Genomic DNA, 17,991 nt, shown 5'->3' on the forward strand with positions numbered 1-17,991 from the left:
TCGGCGGCCTTTGGCCGCCGATACTTATTTATAATAATATCAATATTAAATCTGGCTACTTCGTCTCGTAATACATAAGTTCTTCATCCTCATTTGGAAGCGTAACATAATTTTTGAATTCAAGACCTAATTTTTCAATCAGTTTCTGGGAAGAAAAGTTATCCTTTGAAGTAATAGCTGAAATCTTCTTCAGTCCGAATTCATCCATTCCGATAGATTTTACTTTTTCTGCAGCTTCATATGCATAGCCTTTCCCTTCAAATTCCTCCAACAGGGAAAATCCTATATCCACCACCTCCAGGCCCTCTCTTTCAAAGATTCCTACCCCTCCTATTTTTTCACCTTTATCTTTGGTAACTACCAGATAATTTCCGAAACCTAATTTCTCAAACTGTGGAAGAAATCTGTTTTTGATATAGTTTTCTGCATCGGAAACAGTTTTAACATGCCTGTCCCCAATGTATTTAATGAATTTCGGCCTGTTATAAAGCTCAAAAATAAACTCTTTGTCATCCACAGATATAGGCTGGATGATCAGTCTTTCCGTTTCGTAAACGTTATTTTCGTTTGGTCGATTTCTTAGGCTCATCTTTTGGTTCTTCTTTTTTCTGGATTTTTAAAAGCCTTGGATTATTGGCGCATTTCTTATTGTAAAGTTCAATATAGGTTCCATTATCCTTTACGTTAGAGACGGCCCCGGTAGCCTTATTCACAGTCAGGGTATAATGGGTTTTCTGATAAGGGCACTCCTTTGAAGTAAGCTTCCCCAGATCCAGATAATAATTGGCAGCATCTTCATAATAATTACCGGCAACATCTTTAAACTCCTCATCTACCATATACCCTTCAGCGGTAAGAACAATGGCAGCTTCTTCAGCATTGTCAATTTTCCCTACAAACTTTTTCAGGCCTTCAAGATCTGTAATATAATTTATTTTTCCACCCGAAGCATATGCAATATAATAAAAGCTGTCTTCTTCAGGGAAAAGATCAAATCCTGAAAACTGTGGGGTATAATCTGTTTTTCCGCCAGATGTTTTGATCTCCTGGTTTTTTCCATAAGTGTTATAAACCAGGACCCAGGAGTCTATTCTGTCATTCGGAATGATCTGTTGTAAAATGTTTGGAATCCCGGAAAAGTTCTTCTTGTTCTGAGAATATCCTAAAAATCCCAAAAGTATACATATAAGAGTGATTGATCGTATTGCAGTTTTCATCATAATTCAAAAATCAGCAGAAAGATAGCAATATTACATGAATTTATCTCCTTTCTTAAAATTTTTCAGATCAAGAACATAGTCTTTGATCAGCTGATCATTGTCTCTGGGGCAGATCAGTAGTGCTTTATCCGTGTCTACAACAATAAAATTTTCAAGACCATCAATGATCACGGCTTTATTATTGTTCTTAAGGCGGATAATGTTTCCTTTGGAGTTATAATTCAGGAAATGCCTTAGCTTTACTGCATTTCCGTTCTTGTCCTTTTCAGTGTTTTCGTATACAGAAGTCCATGTACCCAGGTCACTCCATCCAAGATCTGAAGGAATAACATATACATTTTTTGCTTTTTCCAGAATTCCGTTATCAATGGAAATTTTCTGAACTTTCGGATAAATGGTTTCGATGCAGCTGTTCTCTTTTTCAGAATTATATTCGCAGGCCATAAAATGCTGCATCATCTCAGGAAGATACATTTCAAATGCATGATGGATACTTTTCACATTCCAGATAAAAATTCCTGCATTCCACAGGAAATCGCCACTTTCTAAAAAGCTCTGTGCAATTTCAAGAATAGGCTTCTCCGTAAAGGTTTTAACTTTAAAATAATCTGAACCTTTCTTTTCCACAAACTGAATGTATCCGTATCCCGTATCAGGTCTTGTCGGCGTAATCCCCAGGGTTACGAGATAATCATGTCTGGCAGCAAGATCAAAAGCAAGCTCCACTTTCTCCAGGAATGTATCTTCTTTTAAGATCAAATGATCTGCCGGAAGAACAATCATGGTTGCATCCGGGTTAATTTCAGCAATCTTGTTAGCCATGTACAGATTACAGGCTGCCGTATTTTTCATGAGGGGTTCGCCCACAATATTTTCTTCAGGAATTTCCGGAAGCTGCTGATGGGAAAGCGCAACGTATTCTTTATTCGTTATCACGAATATCTGTTCTTTAGGAATGATACGGCTGATTCTGTCATAAGTCTGCTGAATCATGGTACGCCCTGTTCCTAAAATATCCTGAAACTGTTTTGGAAATTTCTGTGTACTCATAGGCCAGAACCGGCTTCCGATTCCTCCCGCCATGATGACACAGTATCTATCTGATTTTAACATTCTTGCCTACATTTTTCAACCCTAGCCAGAGGCTTGAAAGAATACTTTCTTCCTGTAGCCAGATTCTTACAAAGATAGTTTTTTTTAATCAGACCTTCTAATAAATACTTTTCGTTCCGGTATATAAAAAACTCTCCTTTCTGAAGCTCTTCAATGAAATACAGCCTATCATCTTGTTTCTCAGTATGAAAATACCTTACGAGATCCGGACTGGCCATAAAATTGGCCTTTGGTGATTTTGAAAATCTTATGATGATAGGTCTGAGATCCTCATCATAAATCTCAATACTTTCAAGAAGCATGTTCCTAAATGTTTCCTTCCATTCATTCCCATGCGGCGATATTCTTCGTCCGTATTTTTCAAAAGCGATCAGATGAGCCAGCTCATGGGTAAGGACAAAGAAAAAAAGCGGTGGCGTCAGTGTTGAATTCACTGTTATTTCATGGGAGTTATCAGGAAGCTTTCTGTAGTCTCCCAACTTAGAATTCCTGCCTCGGGTCACTTTTATATGAATATAATAATCCGAAAACCAGACTCTTAAGTACTTATGGGTGTTTTGAGGTAAATATTTTTCTAATGACTGAATAGACATTTTACAAAGTTAATGGAATTCCGGAGTAGAAGTTCAGCAGTTTAAGGCTGAAAAGATAATTATATTTTGCCTGGGCAACCGAACCCTGTGCATTGGCATAGTTATTTCTGGCTACATTCACATCATAAATTGTTGATCTTCCTGCCGCATAACTTTTATCTGCAAACTCTAAAGCCAGCTTGGTGCTTTTCTCAGTTTCTACCGCCGAAAGGAAGGTTTCGTAATTGGCATCCACATCAAATTGGGCTTTTTGAACATTCTGTCTTACACTGTTCTTCTGCTGCTCCAATGTATTTTTAGCGATACTCTGATTAATTTTAGACTGCTCTACCTGCAGCTTGGTAATTCCTTTGTTGAAAATAGGAACGTTCAGAGACAGTCCTATATTCTGACCGAAATTATCTTTATACTGCTGGAAAAAAGAGGGATCATTAACAAGGTTCCCAAGCTGGTCGTAGTTTTTACTTAACATATTATTATAGAACGAAGAAACACCGGCATTCGCAGTCAGTGTTGGCCAAAATCCGGTCTTGGTTACTTCCGTCTGTGCTTCAGCAGAGCGGATTCTGCTTTCGGCAGCTTTTATCTGCGGTTGGTTTTCATAGGCTGTAGTAAGAACGTCATCCACAGACTTAAGCTGGGACGGCAGTGTATCGGAAACATTTACATCTTCCACATCAAAGCCTTTATATTCGGGAAGCTGTAGAAGCTGAACAATGGCAAACAAAGCTCTCCCTACATTTATTTCTGCAGTTTTAAGATTCTGCTTTTCTCTTGCCAAGGCTGCTTCTGCTTCTGCCAGGATAGTTTGTGCAGTTGTTCCTACCTGGGTTGTTATTTTAGCCCTGTCATATTGTTTCTGAGCATTTTCTACCGCACTCTGGGAGATTTTAACAATTTCCTTGTTCAGGAGAACAGTAAGATATTGCTGTGCAATCTGTAGAGAAATATCATTTTTAATGGTTTCTATATCGTATTGGCTGGCTTCTACATCAAACTGTATTTTTCTGATGTTTTTCTCTAGTCTGCCATTATTGTAAAGCAGAACATCCGCACCCAGATTCGCACTGTTGTTGAATCTGTCATTCCTGATACTTCCCGTACCTAATGGAAGCTGCCCGAAACCCACTGAATTGGACATTCCTGCGGATACGGAAGGCAGGTATTCTTTTTTAGCCATTTTAAGGTTGGAATCCTGGATCTGTTTAGAATATTGATTTTGGATAACCTGAAGATTATGCTCCACCGCATAGTCTACACATTCTCTTAAGGACCATTTCTTCTGAGCGCTTAGCCCCAGACAACTTAATCCAAAAACGATAATCCAAACTTTTTTCATATTAAGAATTTTCCATATTAGACGAGCCAAATATAAAAAAGTTACAGTTTAAAAAAATTATTGTTTCATTTTAATAAAACTTTTGAGAATTTTGCATCATGACAACCGAACAATATCAGGAATCTGTCGACTGGCTTTTCGTACAGGCTCCCAACTATCAGACCGACGGGCTGAAAGCCTATAAACCTGGATTAGATAATATCATAAAGCTGTGTTCTTTCTTTGGAAACCCACAGGAAAAGATACAATGCATCCACATCGGAGGCACAAACGGAAAAGGATCTACCAGTAATATGCTTGCTTCGGTTCTGCAGGAAGCGGGATACAAAGTTGGGTTATATAATTCTCCGCACCTTATTGATTTTACGGAACGCATTAAGGTAAATGGAAAAAATTGCAGTAAAGAGTTTGTCTATCATTTTATTCAAAGGCTGAAAACTCTTCCTGAGGATATTCTACCTTCTTTTTTTGAATTTACAACAATCATGGCTTTTGAATATTTTTACCAGCAAAAGGTAGATTTTGCCATAATTGAGGTGGGGCTTGGCGGAAGACTGGACTCAACAAATATTATTAAACCATTAGTATCTGCAATTACCAATGTACAGCTGGATCATCAGAATATTTTGGGAAACACCATTGAAGAGATCGCTGCAGAAAAGGCGGGAATCATTAAAGCCAATATTCCAGTAATTTCGGGAGATGAAAATGAGACCGTTAAAAATATTATCCGGCAAAAAGCGGATAAAGAAAATACCCTGTTCATTGATGCTACAATAATACATTCGGATCTGGCATCTGATCTTAACGGAAATTATCAAAGGAAAAACATCCGGGTGGTTCTCGCGTTGGTTAAGGAATTAAAAAAATTAAATATCTCTGTTTCTGAAGAAAATATTGAAAAAGGGCTATTGCACGTACACCAAAACACGGGTTTTATAGGGCGTTGGTTTGAATTTTCAAAAGATCCTCTTACGATCTGTGATACAGGACACAATCAGGCAGGACTGGAGTATGTATTTTCTCAACTGAACTCTATTAACATGCACAAACACGTTATTTTGGGATTTGTAAATGATAAAAAAATAGATGAAGTAATGGCTCTCCTTCCTGAAAATTCTGAATTTTATTTTGCCAAACCAGCTATCAGCAGAGGGAGGCACCCTGAAGACTATAAAAATCTCTTACAGAAGGCAAAAATTTCTTATAAAATTTTCAATTCGGTACAGGAAGCGTATCTTTCTGCAAAAGAGCGATGTACAAAAGAAGAAATGATTTTCATCGGCGGAAGTAACTTTGTTGTAGGAGAATTTTTAGAAAAAAATTTGGAGATTTCTGAATAAGTCGTATATTTGCACCACTCTAAACGAGGAAACAAGTATAGGGGCTCTTAGCTCAGTTGGTTCAGAGCATCTGGTTTACACCCAGAGGGTCGGGGGTTCGAATCCCTCAGGGCCCACACAAAGGTAACTGAAGCCTTTCAAAAAAAGTTCAGGGCTCTTAGCTCAGTTGGTTCAGAGCATCTGGTTTACACCCAGAGGGTCGGGGGTTCGAATCCCTCAGGGCCCACAAAATCTCTCTTTTTAAAGGGAGATTTTTTTGTTTATATACTTCCCTCTCCTATTCATGGGCTTTTTAAGTATTCAATCATTCTTTTAGAAGTTTAATTTTAATCAACATTTTCCAATTTTAAGGCAAAAATTTAGGTTACCATAATTTCTTTCAGGTTACCATATTAAAAATTCATCCTAATTTTTGTGAATTATCTTATTTGATTTACTCAATATTTCATCTTAACAATCTATTCACAGGTTACCAATTAGGTTACCAAAAAATTCTCAGGTTACCAACTCAAACCCTCATTAATACTATGAAACTTTCAATACTATTTTTAATCAGAAGGAACAGAATTAACACAAAAGGAGTTTGTGCAATTGAATGTAGAATCACTTTAGATAGTCAAAGAAAGCCATTCTCAACAGGTGTTTTTATAAACCCAAATTCTTGGAATGCTTCAAAGCAAAAGGCATTTCCTCCTAACAAAATAAATAATCAAATTAACACACAACTCAGCCTGATTAAACAAGACATTAATCAGGCTTTTTTATTCCTACAAGTACAAGAAAAGGACTTTGATGTAGATGATATCTACAGACAGTACAAAGGAGAAAACATCAAGCAGGAAAAATCTATTATGGAAGTATTTCATCTACATATTACTAAACAGGAAAAGCTGATAGGCATCTCTACAACACAAGTATCTGTAGCTAAGTTCTACCAGACACAAGCACATGTAAAGTCTTTTATAAAATACAAGTACAACAAATCAGACTATCTCCTGAAAGACATGACAATAGCATTTATTACTGAGTTTGAGTTCTATCTTAAAGCTGAAAAACAGTTTAAGCAGAATACAGTTCATAAGACTATACAGAGGTTTAAGCAGATAGTAAAGTTAGCTGTAGGATTAGATTTCTTAGCTAAAGACCCTTTCCTACTCTATAAGAACAGGAAACCTAAGAAACAAGTAATATTCTTATCTAAAGAGGAATTGGAAACATTGGAAAAACATCAGTTTGCTTCTGAAAGATTACAACAAGTAGCTGATATGTTTATTTTCTGTTGTTACACAGGATTAGCATATACAGAAATGGCAAATCTTAAGGCAAGTGATATTCAGACAGGCTATGATAGTAATAAGTGGATTCATATTAACAGGCAGAAAACTAAGAGGGATTATGATATTCCCTTACTATCCAAAGCTAAAAATATTTTAGACAAATATAGAACAGGAACACAGCTTCTTCCTGTTATTACTAATCAGAAGTTCAACTCCTATTTAAAGGAGATAGCTGAGATTGTGGGTATCAACAAAACTCTTACCCACCATATAGCAAGAAAAACCTTTGCTTCCACTATTCTACTTTACAATGATGTTCCTATGGAAATTGTGAGTGAGCTTTTAGGGCATTCAGAGATAGGGATTACTCAACAACATTATGCTAAGGTAGTTAAGAAGAAGATTGGAGAACAGATGAGTAAGTTAAATTCTAAGCTTAGGTGAGCATTATGTATTATTAACTCTTTGTATTTTTACAGAGAGTTAATTTTCAATTTATGTTACTAGATGCCAAGCTGAGTCAATTTGATTCATTCCCTATAGAATTTAAAGAGATTAATCCTGAAGATTTCATGTTTACTTTAGATGCTTCGGGAACAAGAGTTCCAAGAACTGATTTTGAAATTGAAAATGGAGGGGACAAAATATTAATATCTCCTGATACTAATGGCTATATAAATGATACCTTACAAACCCATTTAGAACTTGCGCATAAAAACACTGTAGTAATCAATGCTCCTGTTGGACAAGGTAAATCATATGCTATAATTCAAACTGTAAAAAGGTACTTTGACTCAAATGAAAGATATTTAGTTTTTGTTGTTTCTCCTTTCGTAAGTTTAGTTAAACAGTATTGTGATGATATTGAGGAATCAGGAGTTCCTGCTGATCAGATTTATAGTTATGATAACTTGGGAAGAAGTACTGGTATTGACTATACTAAAAGAGAAATTCAGGTTGTTACAGCAAACACTTTATTGGGAAATCCAGGAGAAGATGGATTTAAAAACTCTGATATCAAAAGAGAGTATATAAATACCCTTGTAACCCATTGTGAAAAGGAAGGAATAAAGGTTGTTTTCATTTATGATGAAATACATGACTCCTATCATAACTTTCAACAAGAATATATATTCAACTTATGGAAATGGAGAAATGTGATTCAAAAGAATTTTATACTAAGTGCTACTTACAATGAAGCTTCTAAGGTTGTAATAGAATATTTAGCTGAACTTACAGACTATAAAATTCAGATTATTGAGTCTGAAAGAGTGAGATTTATTGAGAAACAAAGTACTTTATATTTACACTACTCTTCTGCTTACAATTTCACTTCTAAAACCATAGAGATAGATAGTTTAATTAAAAGCTTGATAACCCGTAAGAAAAATGTTGACATACTATGTTATTCTAAAAACCTAGCTAAAAGCTTAATCAATCCAAAGGATGAAATTGGAAAGTTACTTCTAGATACTTATGGAGAGATAAAAGATTGTACTTCTGAACTGAATACTAATCAAAGAGAAGAAAATGCTGAACCTACTAATCAGTATGATAATGAAAAATGTAATGTGGGAACTAATTTTAAAACAGGTGTTAGTATTAAAAAAGACAATCATGCATTTGTCATAATTTTTCCTCCTAGAAGTACTAGATTACCTTTTAGAAATAAGTATGGCATCTTTTCAGGAGGTGTTAACTCTGTAATCCAAGCATTAGCAAGACAAAGAACTAAGGGGGAAATACATATTGTTTTACCTAAGCCAGACTATTTTCACTATGATAGTTTGGTTTATTCTGGCATGACACCAGAACAGAAGGAAGTTTTTGAGCAGTATTATAATCTAGTTCAACATTACAAAGCTCCTGATAGCAAGGTAAAATATATCAAACTAAATAGACAAGATTTTCTTTTAAGAGAGTTCTATGAGAATAAGCTAAAAGGAAATATAAAAGATGAGATTACAGCAATAGATTCCTTATCTAGAAGTGCCACTTTACCAAGGCTGCTTTTCCCATCCTTTCAGGAATTTAAATTGGAAACGGGAGAAGATTTCCTTGCTAACGAAGTTCCTTTCTTTGGAGGGGATATAAGCTCTTATGTAACTTATAGTGCATTAGCCAATCAGTTTATTAATTGTAGATTGCAAGAAATAAGCTTTAGGCCTGTTATCAAATTTGAGGAAGGTAAAGTCCAAGAGATGCTAAACACAGTACTCAATCAGTTTTATGGGGAAGACTATGCATTATCATTAGCTCCATTTACTAATTTCTCACTTTTTTATAATGACTTTAAAACATCATTATTTAAGGATTATCAGCTACTTTATAAGAAAGCAGGAGGAGATTCTTTTGAAAATATTGTTGAAGGAACACCACAAGCAAAGAAGTTTGAATTACAACTTTTACTTTTTACTAATAAGCTAAAAGAAGGTAAATTAAAATCTTTACATGATGAGGATTACTCAAGAGGAGATTACTTTAGTGATTCAATAGCTTATACTAAAGACTTAGATATTGACTCTATAATAGATGATGATTCTTATAAAAATAGAGTCGAATTCTATCAAACACTCAATTATTTCAGAGAAAAGATGATAGCATCCCTTAATGAGTATAGAAGAGGTGGTGATTCTTATCATTTTATTCCTTCAAGTTATTATGAAGAATTCTTTACAACAGAAGACATTGCAAAAGTTAGAAAATTACTCAACTTGTATAAGGCTGATAAACTACTAGAAATTGGAGTTTTTGAATTCAAAAGGAGGTTTGAGGAAAGTAAATCCTTGAGGAGCAAATTAAAAACATTTTATTTCATCTTAAGAGAGGACTTTCTTGATATAGAAGAAAGAGCTGCTGATCCCAAAATAAACTTTCTTGGTAGTAGGAGGAATGTTAAGCCAGTAAGATCCATAAAGTTAATTCCTTTTAAAGCTAGATTAAATCTACTAGAAGTTAAAAATTATATCAACTTAGATAATTTAAAAGTATATTCCAATCTAGAAGATTTATTCTAAAAAATGTCCATTTTCCGTATTGTATAATATTACTCCTACGAAAAGTGGACATTTTTATTACATCCATATTCTATAGTTCCAGAAGGAACTTACAATTTACAGGTTAAGACATAGGGGGTTCTTTTTAAATCTCCCCCATCTTAAAAATCTTTGATTTAGCAACGCACGAATTCAGAGGAGGAAGCCTGCTAAGGACTTAGCTTTGAGTCTCGCAAAGATAAGGCTTTTTTTTGACATTTTCAAGGGTTTTTGCCCTATTCATGCATAATTGAGGCTAATAGCCAAATTGTGTTTTCACTCTATTTTTTTTACAAACTTTTTATTATGCAATTAAAACAATCACAAAGACAACAGGTCAAGTTAAGACTTGGCTTATCCGGAGCATCAGGTTTCGGGAAAACTTATTCTGCTCTACAATTAGCTTATGGAATTACAAATGACTGGAGCAAAATAGCTGTTATAGACACAGAAAATTCTTCTGCATCTCTGTATTCAGCTTTGGGTAATTATAATGTATTGGATTTACAAGCTCCTTATGGCCCTGAAAGATATATTCAAGCAATTGAATTATGTGAGAAGTCAGGAATTGAAGTTATTATTATAGATTCTGCAAGTCATGAATGGAATGGTACAGGAGGGTGTTTAGAAATACATGAAAAATTAGGAGGTAGATTTCAAGATTGGAGTAATGTAACTCCAAGACATCAGGCTTTTATCAATAAGATATTGCAATCAAGCTGCCATATTATTACAACTACTAGAAGGAAAATAGATTATTCCCTTGATATAGGGAGTAATGGTAAAACCCAAGTTGTGAAACATGGAACTAAGGAAATCACTAGAGATGGTTTTGAGTATGAGCTAACTATAAACTTCGAGCTTATTAATGAAAATCATCTTTCTAAGGCTTCTAAAGACAGGACAGGATTATTTATGAATAAACCTGAATTTCTTATTACTTCTAAAACAGGTAAAATGATTTTAGAGTGGTGTAATTCAGGAAGTAAACCTAATAATAACTCTACTAAACAACAGTCTCCTAACCTGATAGAAGCTAGTGAAGAAGAGGTTTATAATGCTATTCAAAATTGTAACTCTGTAGCTGAACTCTTAGGCTTATATAAGCAATTTCCTCAATATCATGTCTCTTTAAAACCAGATTTTGAAGCAAGGAAATCAATACTTATTCATTTAACTAACCCAAATAACTTTTCACAAAATGGACACTCAAAATAACATTAAACCAGCTACTTTAGAAGACGCTTTTGATATTTCAAATTCTACTAACATAATAGGGAATAATAATGATGGTGGTTTAGAATTAAGGAATCTAGCTAAGAAGCCAATCAGAGATTTATTCTTACAAGATGATGGTTTTGAAGATGCAGAAGTATTCTATCCAAGTAGAATGAATGGGATTACTGATAAAGTAGAATTAAATTTTAAACAAGAGCCTGAACATAAAGAATCTGTTCAGGCTTTTTTAATGCCTAATCCTATAGTTTCTTCTGCTATAGAAGTAGGAAAAGAAAATGAGCCAAGTCCTTTTATTATAGCTAATACTACAGAAGTGCCTCTACATCATTTAAAACAAGATTGTATAGTGCCAGTCTTTAGTAAGGATAATGAGAAAACAATTGCTCATCAGGAGTTCATTGAAGTTGTCTTAAGTGCTGTTCAGAAAGTATTTCCACATCACAGCATTATAGAACCAGAAATTAGGGTTTCTCATCAAATCAAAGGTAGAGTTCCTTCTGCTATCTATAAGCCTGTAAAAGAACTTTTAGAGCATGAAAAGGCCATTTACTATGAAAGAATGGCTTTCATTATTAAAGTTCCCAATATTACTGATATAGTGAATGGTAATGAGCTTTCTCTTACTGTTGGCGGGGTAAGGTCATATAATCTTGAAAATCTTTATAATAAGAAGTCTTTGGAAAGGTTCAAGTTCTTTATTGGTTTTCAGAATAAAGTATGTTGTAATCTTTGTGTATCTACAGATGGATTTCTTGAAGATTTAAGAGTATCTAACGCTAATGAGCTGTACTCTAAGGCACTACAAACTATGCAGAGTTATAGTGCTGAGCTTCATCTCATGGAAATGAAGGAACTTACACAAGATTATCTTTCTGAACATCAATTTGCACAGCTTATAGGCAGAAGTAGGTTATATCAGCATTTACCTAGGTCTGAAAAACAGAATATTCCTTTATTAAACTTTAATGATAGCCATATTAATACTATAGCTAAGGATTATTATGAGGACAGGAATTTCTGTAGGAAAGAGGATGGCAGGATTAACCTTTGGGATGTTTACAACCTCTTTACACAAGCTAATAAAAGCAGTTATATAGATACTTTTCTAGATAGAAATCTGAATGCCTTTGAGTTTTCAAAAGGTATTCAGAAAGCACTTAATGGTAGTTCTGATTATCATTGGTTTTTGAGTTAGAAGAATAATTTATTATAGCCAATTTCTGCACTAGAGTTATTATTTTTTATAGAGTTGTTTATAGTATATTTGTTAAAATAGTTATAATGATGAGAAACAATCTTTTCAAAAAATCCTTCTGTAAAGAAATATATCACGATGCAGAATTTATTGATAATTTATTGAATCAAATTAATATTTCTGAGAATAATCTAAAAGACAATCTTTTAAATATTAGAAATGATTTCCCTGGCTTAACAGACCATTCTCTTGACCACTCACTAATGCTTTGGAATTATGCTGAATTAATAATAGGAGATGAACAGTATCTAAATCCATTAGAAGCATATGTGCTGCATATGTGCTTTTTAATTCATGATGCTGGAATGTGCTTTTCTATATTAAATAACAAAGAAGAGATTGAAGCAACTGATCTTTATAAAGATTATGTAGCATTACACCAACATTTAGAAAATGTTCATGATGAGGCTTTATTTTATTGTGTAAGGAAACTCCATGGTGAATTTTCCTTAAAGATTGCAGAATCCAAATTAGCTTCTGGAAAATGGGTTATTGAGAATGAAAGTTTGAGAGATGAATTTGCTACAATTATTGGCAAAATTTCAAAAAGTCATAGCTGTAACGTTTCTTTTATAGAAAATGAGCTTGGTATTTATATAAAGCCAACTCATACAGACTGGAAAATAGACTGTCAGAAACTAGCGTTTATATTAAGAGTTAGTGACGCAGCGCATCTTGACAATTTAAGAACACCATTAACTTATAGCGAAATTGGACTTGAAATACATGGAATATCTAAAGAGCACTGGATCTTTCAAAAGAAATTAGGTTTTCCTACTTTAGATAATGGTTATTTAAAATTTATATCAAATTCACCTTTTAATCCATCTGAAAAAAAAGCATGGTGGTTATGCCATGATGCTTTAAAAGTTTTAGATAATGAGCTAAAGAAAGCTGATTTATACTTTTTAGAAGCAAATAAAAAAGCATTCTCAGCTAAAGGAGTAAAATCTGTTGATAATTCCTTACAATTAGGAGAGAATTATATTAAAACAGAAGGATGGAAGTCAGTTGATACTAATATAAAGGTTTCAAATCCGAAGATTTTAGCTGCAAATGTTGGAGGCAAAAACTTATATAACTTTTCTTATTTTGCAATACGAGAATTAATTCAAAACTCATTTGATGCCATTAGTTTGCGTAGGATTAAAGAAGAAAATTTTGAAGGAAAGATTACGATCAATTTGAATCTAGAAAATGATAAATATGTTCTTCAAATTTCAGATAATGGCATTGGAATGAGTAAGAGCATACTGTGCAACCAGTTACTTGACTTTGGTAGTTCTTATTGGAATTCTTATGATTTTTATGATGAATATGTAGGTATTGCACAGGAGAAGTTTAAATCCATTGGAAAGTTTGGTATTGGCTTTTTTTCAGTTTTTATGTTAGGTACTTATATCGAAATAGACTCTCTAAAATATGGTGAGCCATATAACAAAAGAAATAAGCTGGTTTTTGAACATGGATTAAATGATAATCCATTATTTAAACAAGAAGAAGATCTTACTTTAAATAGTAGTTTTGGGACAAAAGTTTCAATTGTATTAAATAAAAATCCTTACACTGAAGGTTTTCTACATGAAATAAAATGTAACACCTTGCTCCATTTAATTACTCACCTAATACCTTCCCCAATATGTGAGATTGAGGTTGAAGAACTAGGTGAATTATTTCAAATTGAAAAAAATGTAATTGATGATGGGTATAAATACAATTTTCAAGAAATACTAGATCTTACTTACACAGAATTCAGTTCTTCACAAGTTAAACTTATTGAACTAGCTAAAATTCCAGATTTACATTTAGAGCCCATATTGATCAATGATTCGATAGTTGGTCAATTAGGAATAATTCCAAAATTTACACAGGTTGGGTTACAAAATACTTGTCTTGTGGAATCAAATGGTATAAGAGTAACGAGTTTATCTAATGATTTGGTTGGCTACATCAAAGTAAAAGAAATAACCAATCTTGTTAGAAACCAATATGATTCAGGGATTCCATATGAATCCGTTTATAATTGGGGGATTAATTATTTGGAATATATGAAAACTAATCAGGAAACTTATGATTATAAAGCTTTAATTGATGGGTTAAAATTTAGCTTAGGCATATTTGGTGAGGATGATATTATAAGCCTTTACATAGAGAAGAAAAATGAAAAGATACTTCCTTTGAATGAATCGCTGTTAATCTTATTTTTGAGTAATATTAACCAATTAAATTATTATGATTTAATGCATGAAATTGATGAGAATTTCTTGTATGATGGCATTATTCAAACCATTAGACCATTTGCTTTAAATGGAATTGTTTCAGAAAAAGATAAAGAAAGAATATCATCATCTTTTAACAGCTATTTAGAAAAAATCATAGAAAAAACATGGGGTACATATACAGTTGTATCAACAACAGCTTTTGATGATTTCCCTCTTGAAAGAGAAAAGCTTTTAACATCAAAGCTTCCATATATGAATAAAAAAATCTATATTAAACAGTGATTTAAATTATATATTGTTGTTATTAACACTATTTATGATTTTTATATATCTGCACTCCACTTGGAGTGCAGATATATTATATCAAAGTAAATCATTAAATACTCCATCTAAAATAATTGGAGAAAGCTCGTCACTTACCTCTTTATAATATTTTTCTTTTAATAAAGAGTATTTTTCATCTTCTAACATAACAATGTCTCCATCAAATAATGAAGTGTCAATATCATCTACTAAACCTAAAATAAGCTGAGAGTTTTCAGGCTGATTATTATAGATAAAATTCATTATAGCCTTTCTGTTTTCTCCATCTTGTTCTTGCTGATTAGGAGAATCAATTACAATTGGACAAAAAGTTGATGTAGAGTAGGTATTCATGACTTTTAATATAGAAAAGTAATATGCTAATAAGGCTCTAGGTAGATTACTTCCTTGCTCGTTCATTTTAGCATCCATTCTCTCAAAAACTGTTGGATTGGTTTTTTCTGTATCAATATTTAGCTCTTCAAGAAATTTTTTAAGATTAGATCTGTAAGATAGCATTACTTTATGCTTTTTATTTTCTCCTTCTTTATTAATATCTTTAAGTTGTTTTTCTAAAAGCTCATATCTAGTTCTAGCATTTCCAATCTTTTGATAAACTAAATTTTGTTCATTCTTGAAAATCTCATTGACTTTTTTCTTTCCTTCATTTTCAATAATATCAGCAAGTTTAATTTCTTCCTTTTTAGAATTTAAAGCTTCTTCAATTTTTTCAAAATCTATCTTTTTCTCTATAAAAGATTTATCATACTTAGAAATATTTTCACCGACTTTAAGTAGTTCATTTTTTAACTCTATAAGAAGCTCTTCTAATTTTTCTTGGTCTTCAGCAATCGAAAACCTTTCATTAAAGTTGTTTTCATAATGAGCCCCACACATTGGACAATCAATAGATTCATCCACATAATTTAGTGCAAACTTATAATCAGCTTGAGTTTCTTTAATTGAATTTTCAACAATTGCAATCCTAGATTCAATTACTGATTTATGATTATATAAATCTGTTAACTTTTGTTTCAGCTTATTTTGCTCTGATTTTAGAAGTTCACACTCTGCTAAAAGCTCTGTGATTTCATTACTGAAGTCATCAACAGTAATACTAAAATCATCATTATGTAGTTTTTCCTTTATTCCTCGCAGAATCTTATTTAAAGTTTCAATCTCATTTTTAGTTTCATCCAACTCTATTTTAGTTGCATCTAATTCAGTTTTTGTCTCATAATATTTATTACCTCTTATACCCGAATGATAGTCCAAAAGAGGTTTTTTCCAATTACTAAATTGTTGTAGACCATTAAAAGCATTCCAACTGTCATTCCAATTTTTATCTTGGTCAATATAAAATGGCAGGAATAGATATGGAGTTGGAGGATTTTCTGGTTCACCATTTCTATTAGATATAAATAAATTGAAATCAAAGAGTGAGTTTAGATATGCTGAAAGGCTTTTAAAACTATGTGAAACAACAGTTCCATTTTCATCAACAACTACATACCTTGATTTATCATATCTCAATACAGAAATTGACAATGTGTCAATTTTCATTTTTAGATATGTTATAGGCTCTGCTTTAGTCCAGTTTGTATTTAATTTTACTGGTGTTGCACCTAAAGTGTAATAAATACTTTTAATTAAACTTGACTTACCAACTTGATTAGCTCCCTTTATTATTGTCTTTTTTGGGTTGAATTGTATTTTTATTGCTTTTCTTTCTCTGTGAGACAATATCTGAATCTCCTCGAAGACTAATCTTTTCATATTTACTGGTTCTTAGGTTTCTTATTAGTTTGTGAAAATTGTTACTCATCATAAAATTCTTTTAAAATGATAGCTTTCAAAAAGTATTCATTAAATATTTTTTGTTCCTTTATGGTTTTGTTAGAAGTTATATCTGTATAAATAATTTCTAAGCTTTCAAAAGTATCTCCTTGTAGACTTTCCAAATTAGTATCTATTGAGTTTTTAATTATTTCTATACATTTAAAGAAAAAAACATTATTGATTGTTAAGTATTGAATTTCAGCATCTTTCCATGCTTCAACTAATTTCTTACGTAGAAATACATTTATTCCAAGTGCATCTAAAGAGTTGAAAACTCTTGTTTTTAACATTTCTAATTTATTTGGTACAGAAACTACAATATTTAACATTTTTTCAAAATCCTCCCTTGATATAGCTTTATACTTAATTAATTCTTCAAAACTGTTAATATCTTTTTCAATATTATTTCTTCTATTAACCTCATCAAAAATTGTTCTATAAGCAAGTGAAGGATTGAATTTTACATCTGATGAATAATTATTTTCTATAAGTTTATTTAACTTATCTTTCGTGATTTCATTATGATGATTAACTGTTAAATCTGAAGTGTGGAAGAAAATAATATCTAAAAATTCCTCAAGCCACCTAATTCCTAGTTCAGATTCTAAACTTTTCTCAATCTCTTTTTTCTCATTATCGTTAAGCTGATTACAACAGAATGTACCACTTGATATCCCACTAGGTTTGAACGAAGTGTTTGAAACAATATTTAAACTATTTGTTTCGTCATTAAAATTTGTTCTGTTGATAAAAAGCTTTCCTAATATTGAACCGGAATCTTCTGTTTTGAGTTTTTTCCTTTTCAAAATTTCATTTAGTGTATAAGCACCTTTATTTTTTGTTTTAATCTGAAAAAAATCTATCTGGCTAGGATTTGAACTTGAATCAAGTAATATGATATCCTCATGATATTCAAATGCTAACAAGAAATCAGAATCGCCATTAGAAAGTAATTCAATAAGTTTACATATTGCCCAGTTCTTCTGGAAATCAAATCTATTAGATGCCATTGAACCTGAATTTTCACGTGGTTTAACAATTTTGAATTTATCTAATAGACTCATTTGAAAGTATTGATATGGTTATTTTATCAAAAATACACTTTTTGCAGAAATTTTTTACATTTCAAATTTTAAAAAACCATTCGAAAGCTCATTCCTCCTCAGAACTAATGCCCCCCACTTATGTTTGGGGGAAGTTCCCCCGCACCTTT

The 17,991-nt window shown here is 32.6% G+C and carries 13 protein-coding genes and 2 tRNA genes; 8 read left to right on the forward strand and 7 right to left on the reverse strand.

Translation table 11 applies throughout. From position 1 onward, the window contains the following. Positions 1–55: 55 nt before the first annotated feature. Genes J2T03_RS13155 through J2T03_RS13175 form a run of 5 tightly spaced genes read right to left on the reverse strand, consistent with a single transcriptional unit; the run spans position 56 to position 4,265 of the window. Positions 56–589 (reverse strand): GNAT family N-acetyltransferase, encoded by a 534-nt coding sequence (locus tag J2T03_RS13155; RefSeq protein WP_306841004.1) that lies wholly within the window; start codon positions 587–589, stop codon positions 56–58. After that, positions 558–1,220 (reverse strand): hypothetical protein, encoded by a 663-nt coding sequence (locus J2T03_RS13160; protein WP_307211661.1) that lies wholly within the window; start codon positions 1,218–1,220, stop codon positions 558–560. Before J2T03_RS13160 ends, J2T03_RS13155 begins: the two co-directional genes overlap by 32 nt. Before the next feature lie 30 nt (positions 1,221–1,250). After that, positions 1,251–2,333: a mannose-1-phosphate guanylyltransferase gene (locus J2T03_RS13165; protein ID WP_306841008.1), complete on the reverse strand. Its 1,083-nt coding sequence runs from the start codon at positions 2,331–2,333 to the stop codon at positions 1,251–1,253. Further along, positions 2,327–2,926: a SprT-like domain-containing protein gene (locus tag J2T03_RS13170; RefSeq protein ID WP_306841009.1), complete on the reverse strand. Its 600-nt coding sequence runs from the start codon at positions 2,924–2,926 to the stop codon at positions 2,327–2,329. The genes J2T03_RS13165 and J2T03_RS13170 overlap by 7 nt, the downstream gene beginning before the upstream one ends. Before the next feature lies 1 nt (position 2,927). Further along, positions 2,928–4,265, reverse strand: coding sequence for a TolC family protein (locus J2T03_RS13175; RefSeq protein WP_306841012.1), 1,338 nt, complete (start codon positions 4,263–4,265; stop codon positions 2,928–2,930). Positions 4,266–4,363: 98 nt separating this feature from the next. On the opposite strand from J2T03_RS13175, the gene J2T03_RS13180 reads away from it, so the two are divergent. The 8 genes from J2T03_RS13180 (at position 4,364) to J2T03_RS13215 (ending at position 14,918) form a co-directional block, all read left to right on the forward strand. Then, entirely contained in the window at positions 4,364–5,608 is a 1,245-nt protein-coding gene (locus J2T03_RS13180; RefSeq protein ID WP_307211663.1) for a bifunctional folylpolyglutamate synthase/dihydrofolate synthase, read from the forward strand. Positions 5,609–5,649: 41 nt separating this feature from the next. Then, positions 5,650–5,724, forward strand: a tRNA-Val gene (locus tag J2T03_RS13185). 35 nt (positions 5,725–5,759) lie between these two features. After that, positions 5,760–5,834: transfer RNA gene (locus tag J2T03_RS13190), tRNA-Val, on the forward strand. Between the two features lie 301 nt (positions 5,835–6,135). Then, positions 6,136–7,329, forward strand: a complete 1,194-nt coding sequence (locus J2T03_RS13195) for a site-specific integrase (protein ID WP_307211665.1) — start codon at positions 6,136–6,138, stop codon at positions 7,327–7,329. Positions 7,330–7,382: 53 nt separating this feature from the next. Beyond that, positions 7,383–9,902, forward strand: a complete 2,520-nt coding sequence (locus J2T03_RS13200) for a DEAD/DEAH box helicase family protein (RefSeq protein WP_307211668.1) — start codon at positions 7,383–7,385, stop codon at positions 9,900–9,902. Positions 9,903–10,226: 324 nt separating this feature from the next. Further along, a complete protein-coding gene (locus tag J2T03_RS13205) occupies positions 10,227–11,138 on the forward strand; it encodes an AAA family ATPase (protein WP_307211671.1) in 912 nt (303 codons plus the stop codon). Beyond that, complete coding sequence (locus tag J2T03_RS13210; protein WP_307211674.1) at positions 11,122–12,354, forward strand: DUF3871 family protein; 1,233 nt, start codon at positions 11,122–11,124, stop codon at positions 12,352–12,354. Before J2T03_RS13205 ends, J2T03_RS13210 begins: the two co-directional genes overlap by 17 nt. Before the next feature lie 86 nt (positions 12,355–12,440). Then, entirely contained in the window at positions 12,441–14,918 is a 2,478-nt protein-coding gene (locus tag J2T03_RS13215) for an HD domain-containing protein (RefSeq protein WP_307211677.1), read from the forward strand. Between the two features lie 81 nt (positions 14,919–14,999). Here the strand turns inward: J2T03_RS13215 and J2T03_RS13220 are convergent, their stop codons facing one another. Both J2T03_RS13220 and J2T03_RS13225 read right to left on the reverse strand, forming a co-directional pair. Next, the gene (locus tag J2T03_RS13220; protein ID WP_307211680.1) at positions 15,000–16,715 is read right to left on the reverse strand and encodes a hypothetical protein; all 1,716 of its coding nucleotides are present in this window, start codon (positions 16,713–16,715) and stop codon (positions 15,000–15,002) included. Positions 16,716–16,756: 41 nt separating this feature from the next. Continuing rightward, the gene (locus J2T03_RS13225; protein WP_214587749.1) at positions 16,757–17,842 is read right to left on the reverse strand and encodes a dsDNA nuclease domain-containing protein; all 1,086 of its coding nucleotides are present in this window, start codon (positions 17,840–17,842) and stop codon (positions 16,757–16,759) included. Positions 17,843–17,991: the final 149 nt, after the last annotated feature.

This window comes from Chryseobacterium lathyri, from assembly GCF_030812195.1.
Taxonomy (GTDB): domain Bacteria; phylum Bacteroidota; class Bacteroidia; order Flavobacteriales; family Weeksellaceae; genus Chryseobacterium; species Chryseobacterium lathyri_A.

What these genes read in the sequence shown, in the direction of transcription:
- J2T03_RS13225 (WP_214587749.1), bottom strand. Translation starts at nt 17,842, where the DNA reads ATGAGTCTATTAGATAAATTCAAAATTGTTAAACCACGTGAAAATTCA.
- J2T03_RS13220 (WP_307211680.1), bottom strand. Translation starts at nt 16,715, where the DNA reads ATGAAAAGATTAGTCTTCGAGGAGATTCAGATATTGTCTCACAGAGAA.
- J2T03_RS13215 (WP_307211677.1), top strand. Translation starts at nt 12,441, where the DNA reads ATGATGAGAAACAATCTTTTCAAAAAATCCTTCTGTAAAGAAATATAT.
- J2T03_RS13205 (WP_307211671.1), top strand. Translation starts at nt 10,227, where the DNA reads ATGCAATTAAAACAATCACAAAGACAACAGGTCAAGTTAAGACTTGGC.
- J2T03_RS13165 (WP_306841008.1), bottom strand. Translation starts at nt 2,333, where the DNA reads ATGTTAAAATCAGATAGATACTGTGTCATCATGGCGGGAGGAATCGGA.
- J2T03_RS13200 (WP_307211668.1), top strand. Translation starts at nt 7,383, where the DNA reads ATGTTACTAGATGCCAAGCTGAGTCAATTTGATTCATTCCCTATAGAA.
- J2T03_RS13180 (WP_307211663.1), top strand. Translation starts at nt 4,364, where the DNA reads ATGACAACCGAACAATATCAGGAATCTGTCGACTGGCTTTTCGTACAG.
- J2T03_RS13175 (WP_306841012.1), bottom strand. Translation starts at nt 4,265, where the DNA reads ATGAAAAAAGTTTGGATTATCGTTTTTGGATTAAGTTGTCTGGGGCTA.
- J2T03_RS13155 (WP_306841004.1), bottom strand. Translation starts at nt 589, where the DNA reads ATGAGCCTAAGAAATCGACCAAACGAAAATAACGTTTACGAAACGGAA.
- J2T03_RS13160 (WP_307211661.1), bottom strand. Translation starts at nt 1,220, where the DNA reads ATGATGAAAACTGCAATACGATCAATCACTCTTATATGTATACTTTTG.
- J2T03_RS13195 (WP_307211665.1), top strand. Translation starts at nt 6,136, where the DNA reads ATGAAACTTTCAATACTATTTTTAATCAGAAGGAACAGAATTAACACA.
- J2T03_RS13170 (WP_306841009.1), bottom strand. Translation starts at nt 2,926, where the DNA reads ATGTCTATTCAGTCATTAGAAAAATATTTACCTCAAAACACCCATAAG.
- J2T03_RS13210 (WP_307211674.1), top strand. Translation starts at nt 11,122, where the DNA reads ATGGACACTCAAAATAACATTAAACCAGCTACTTTAGAAGACGCTTTT.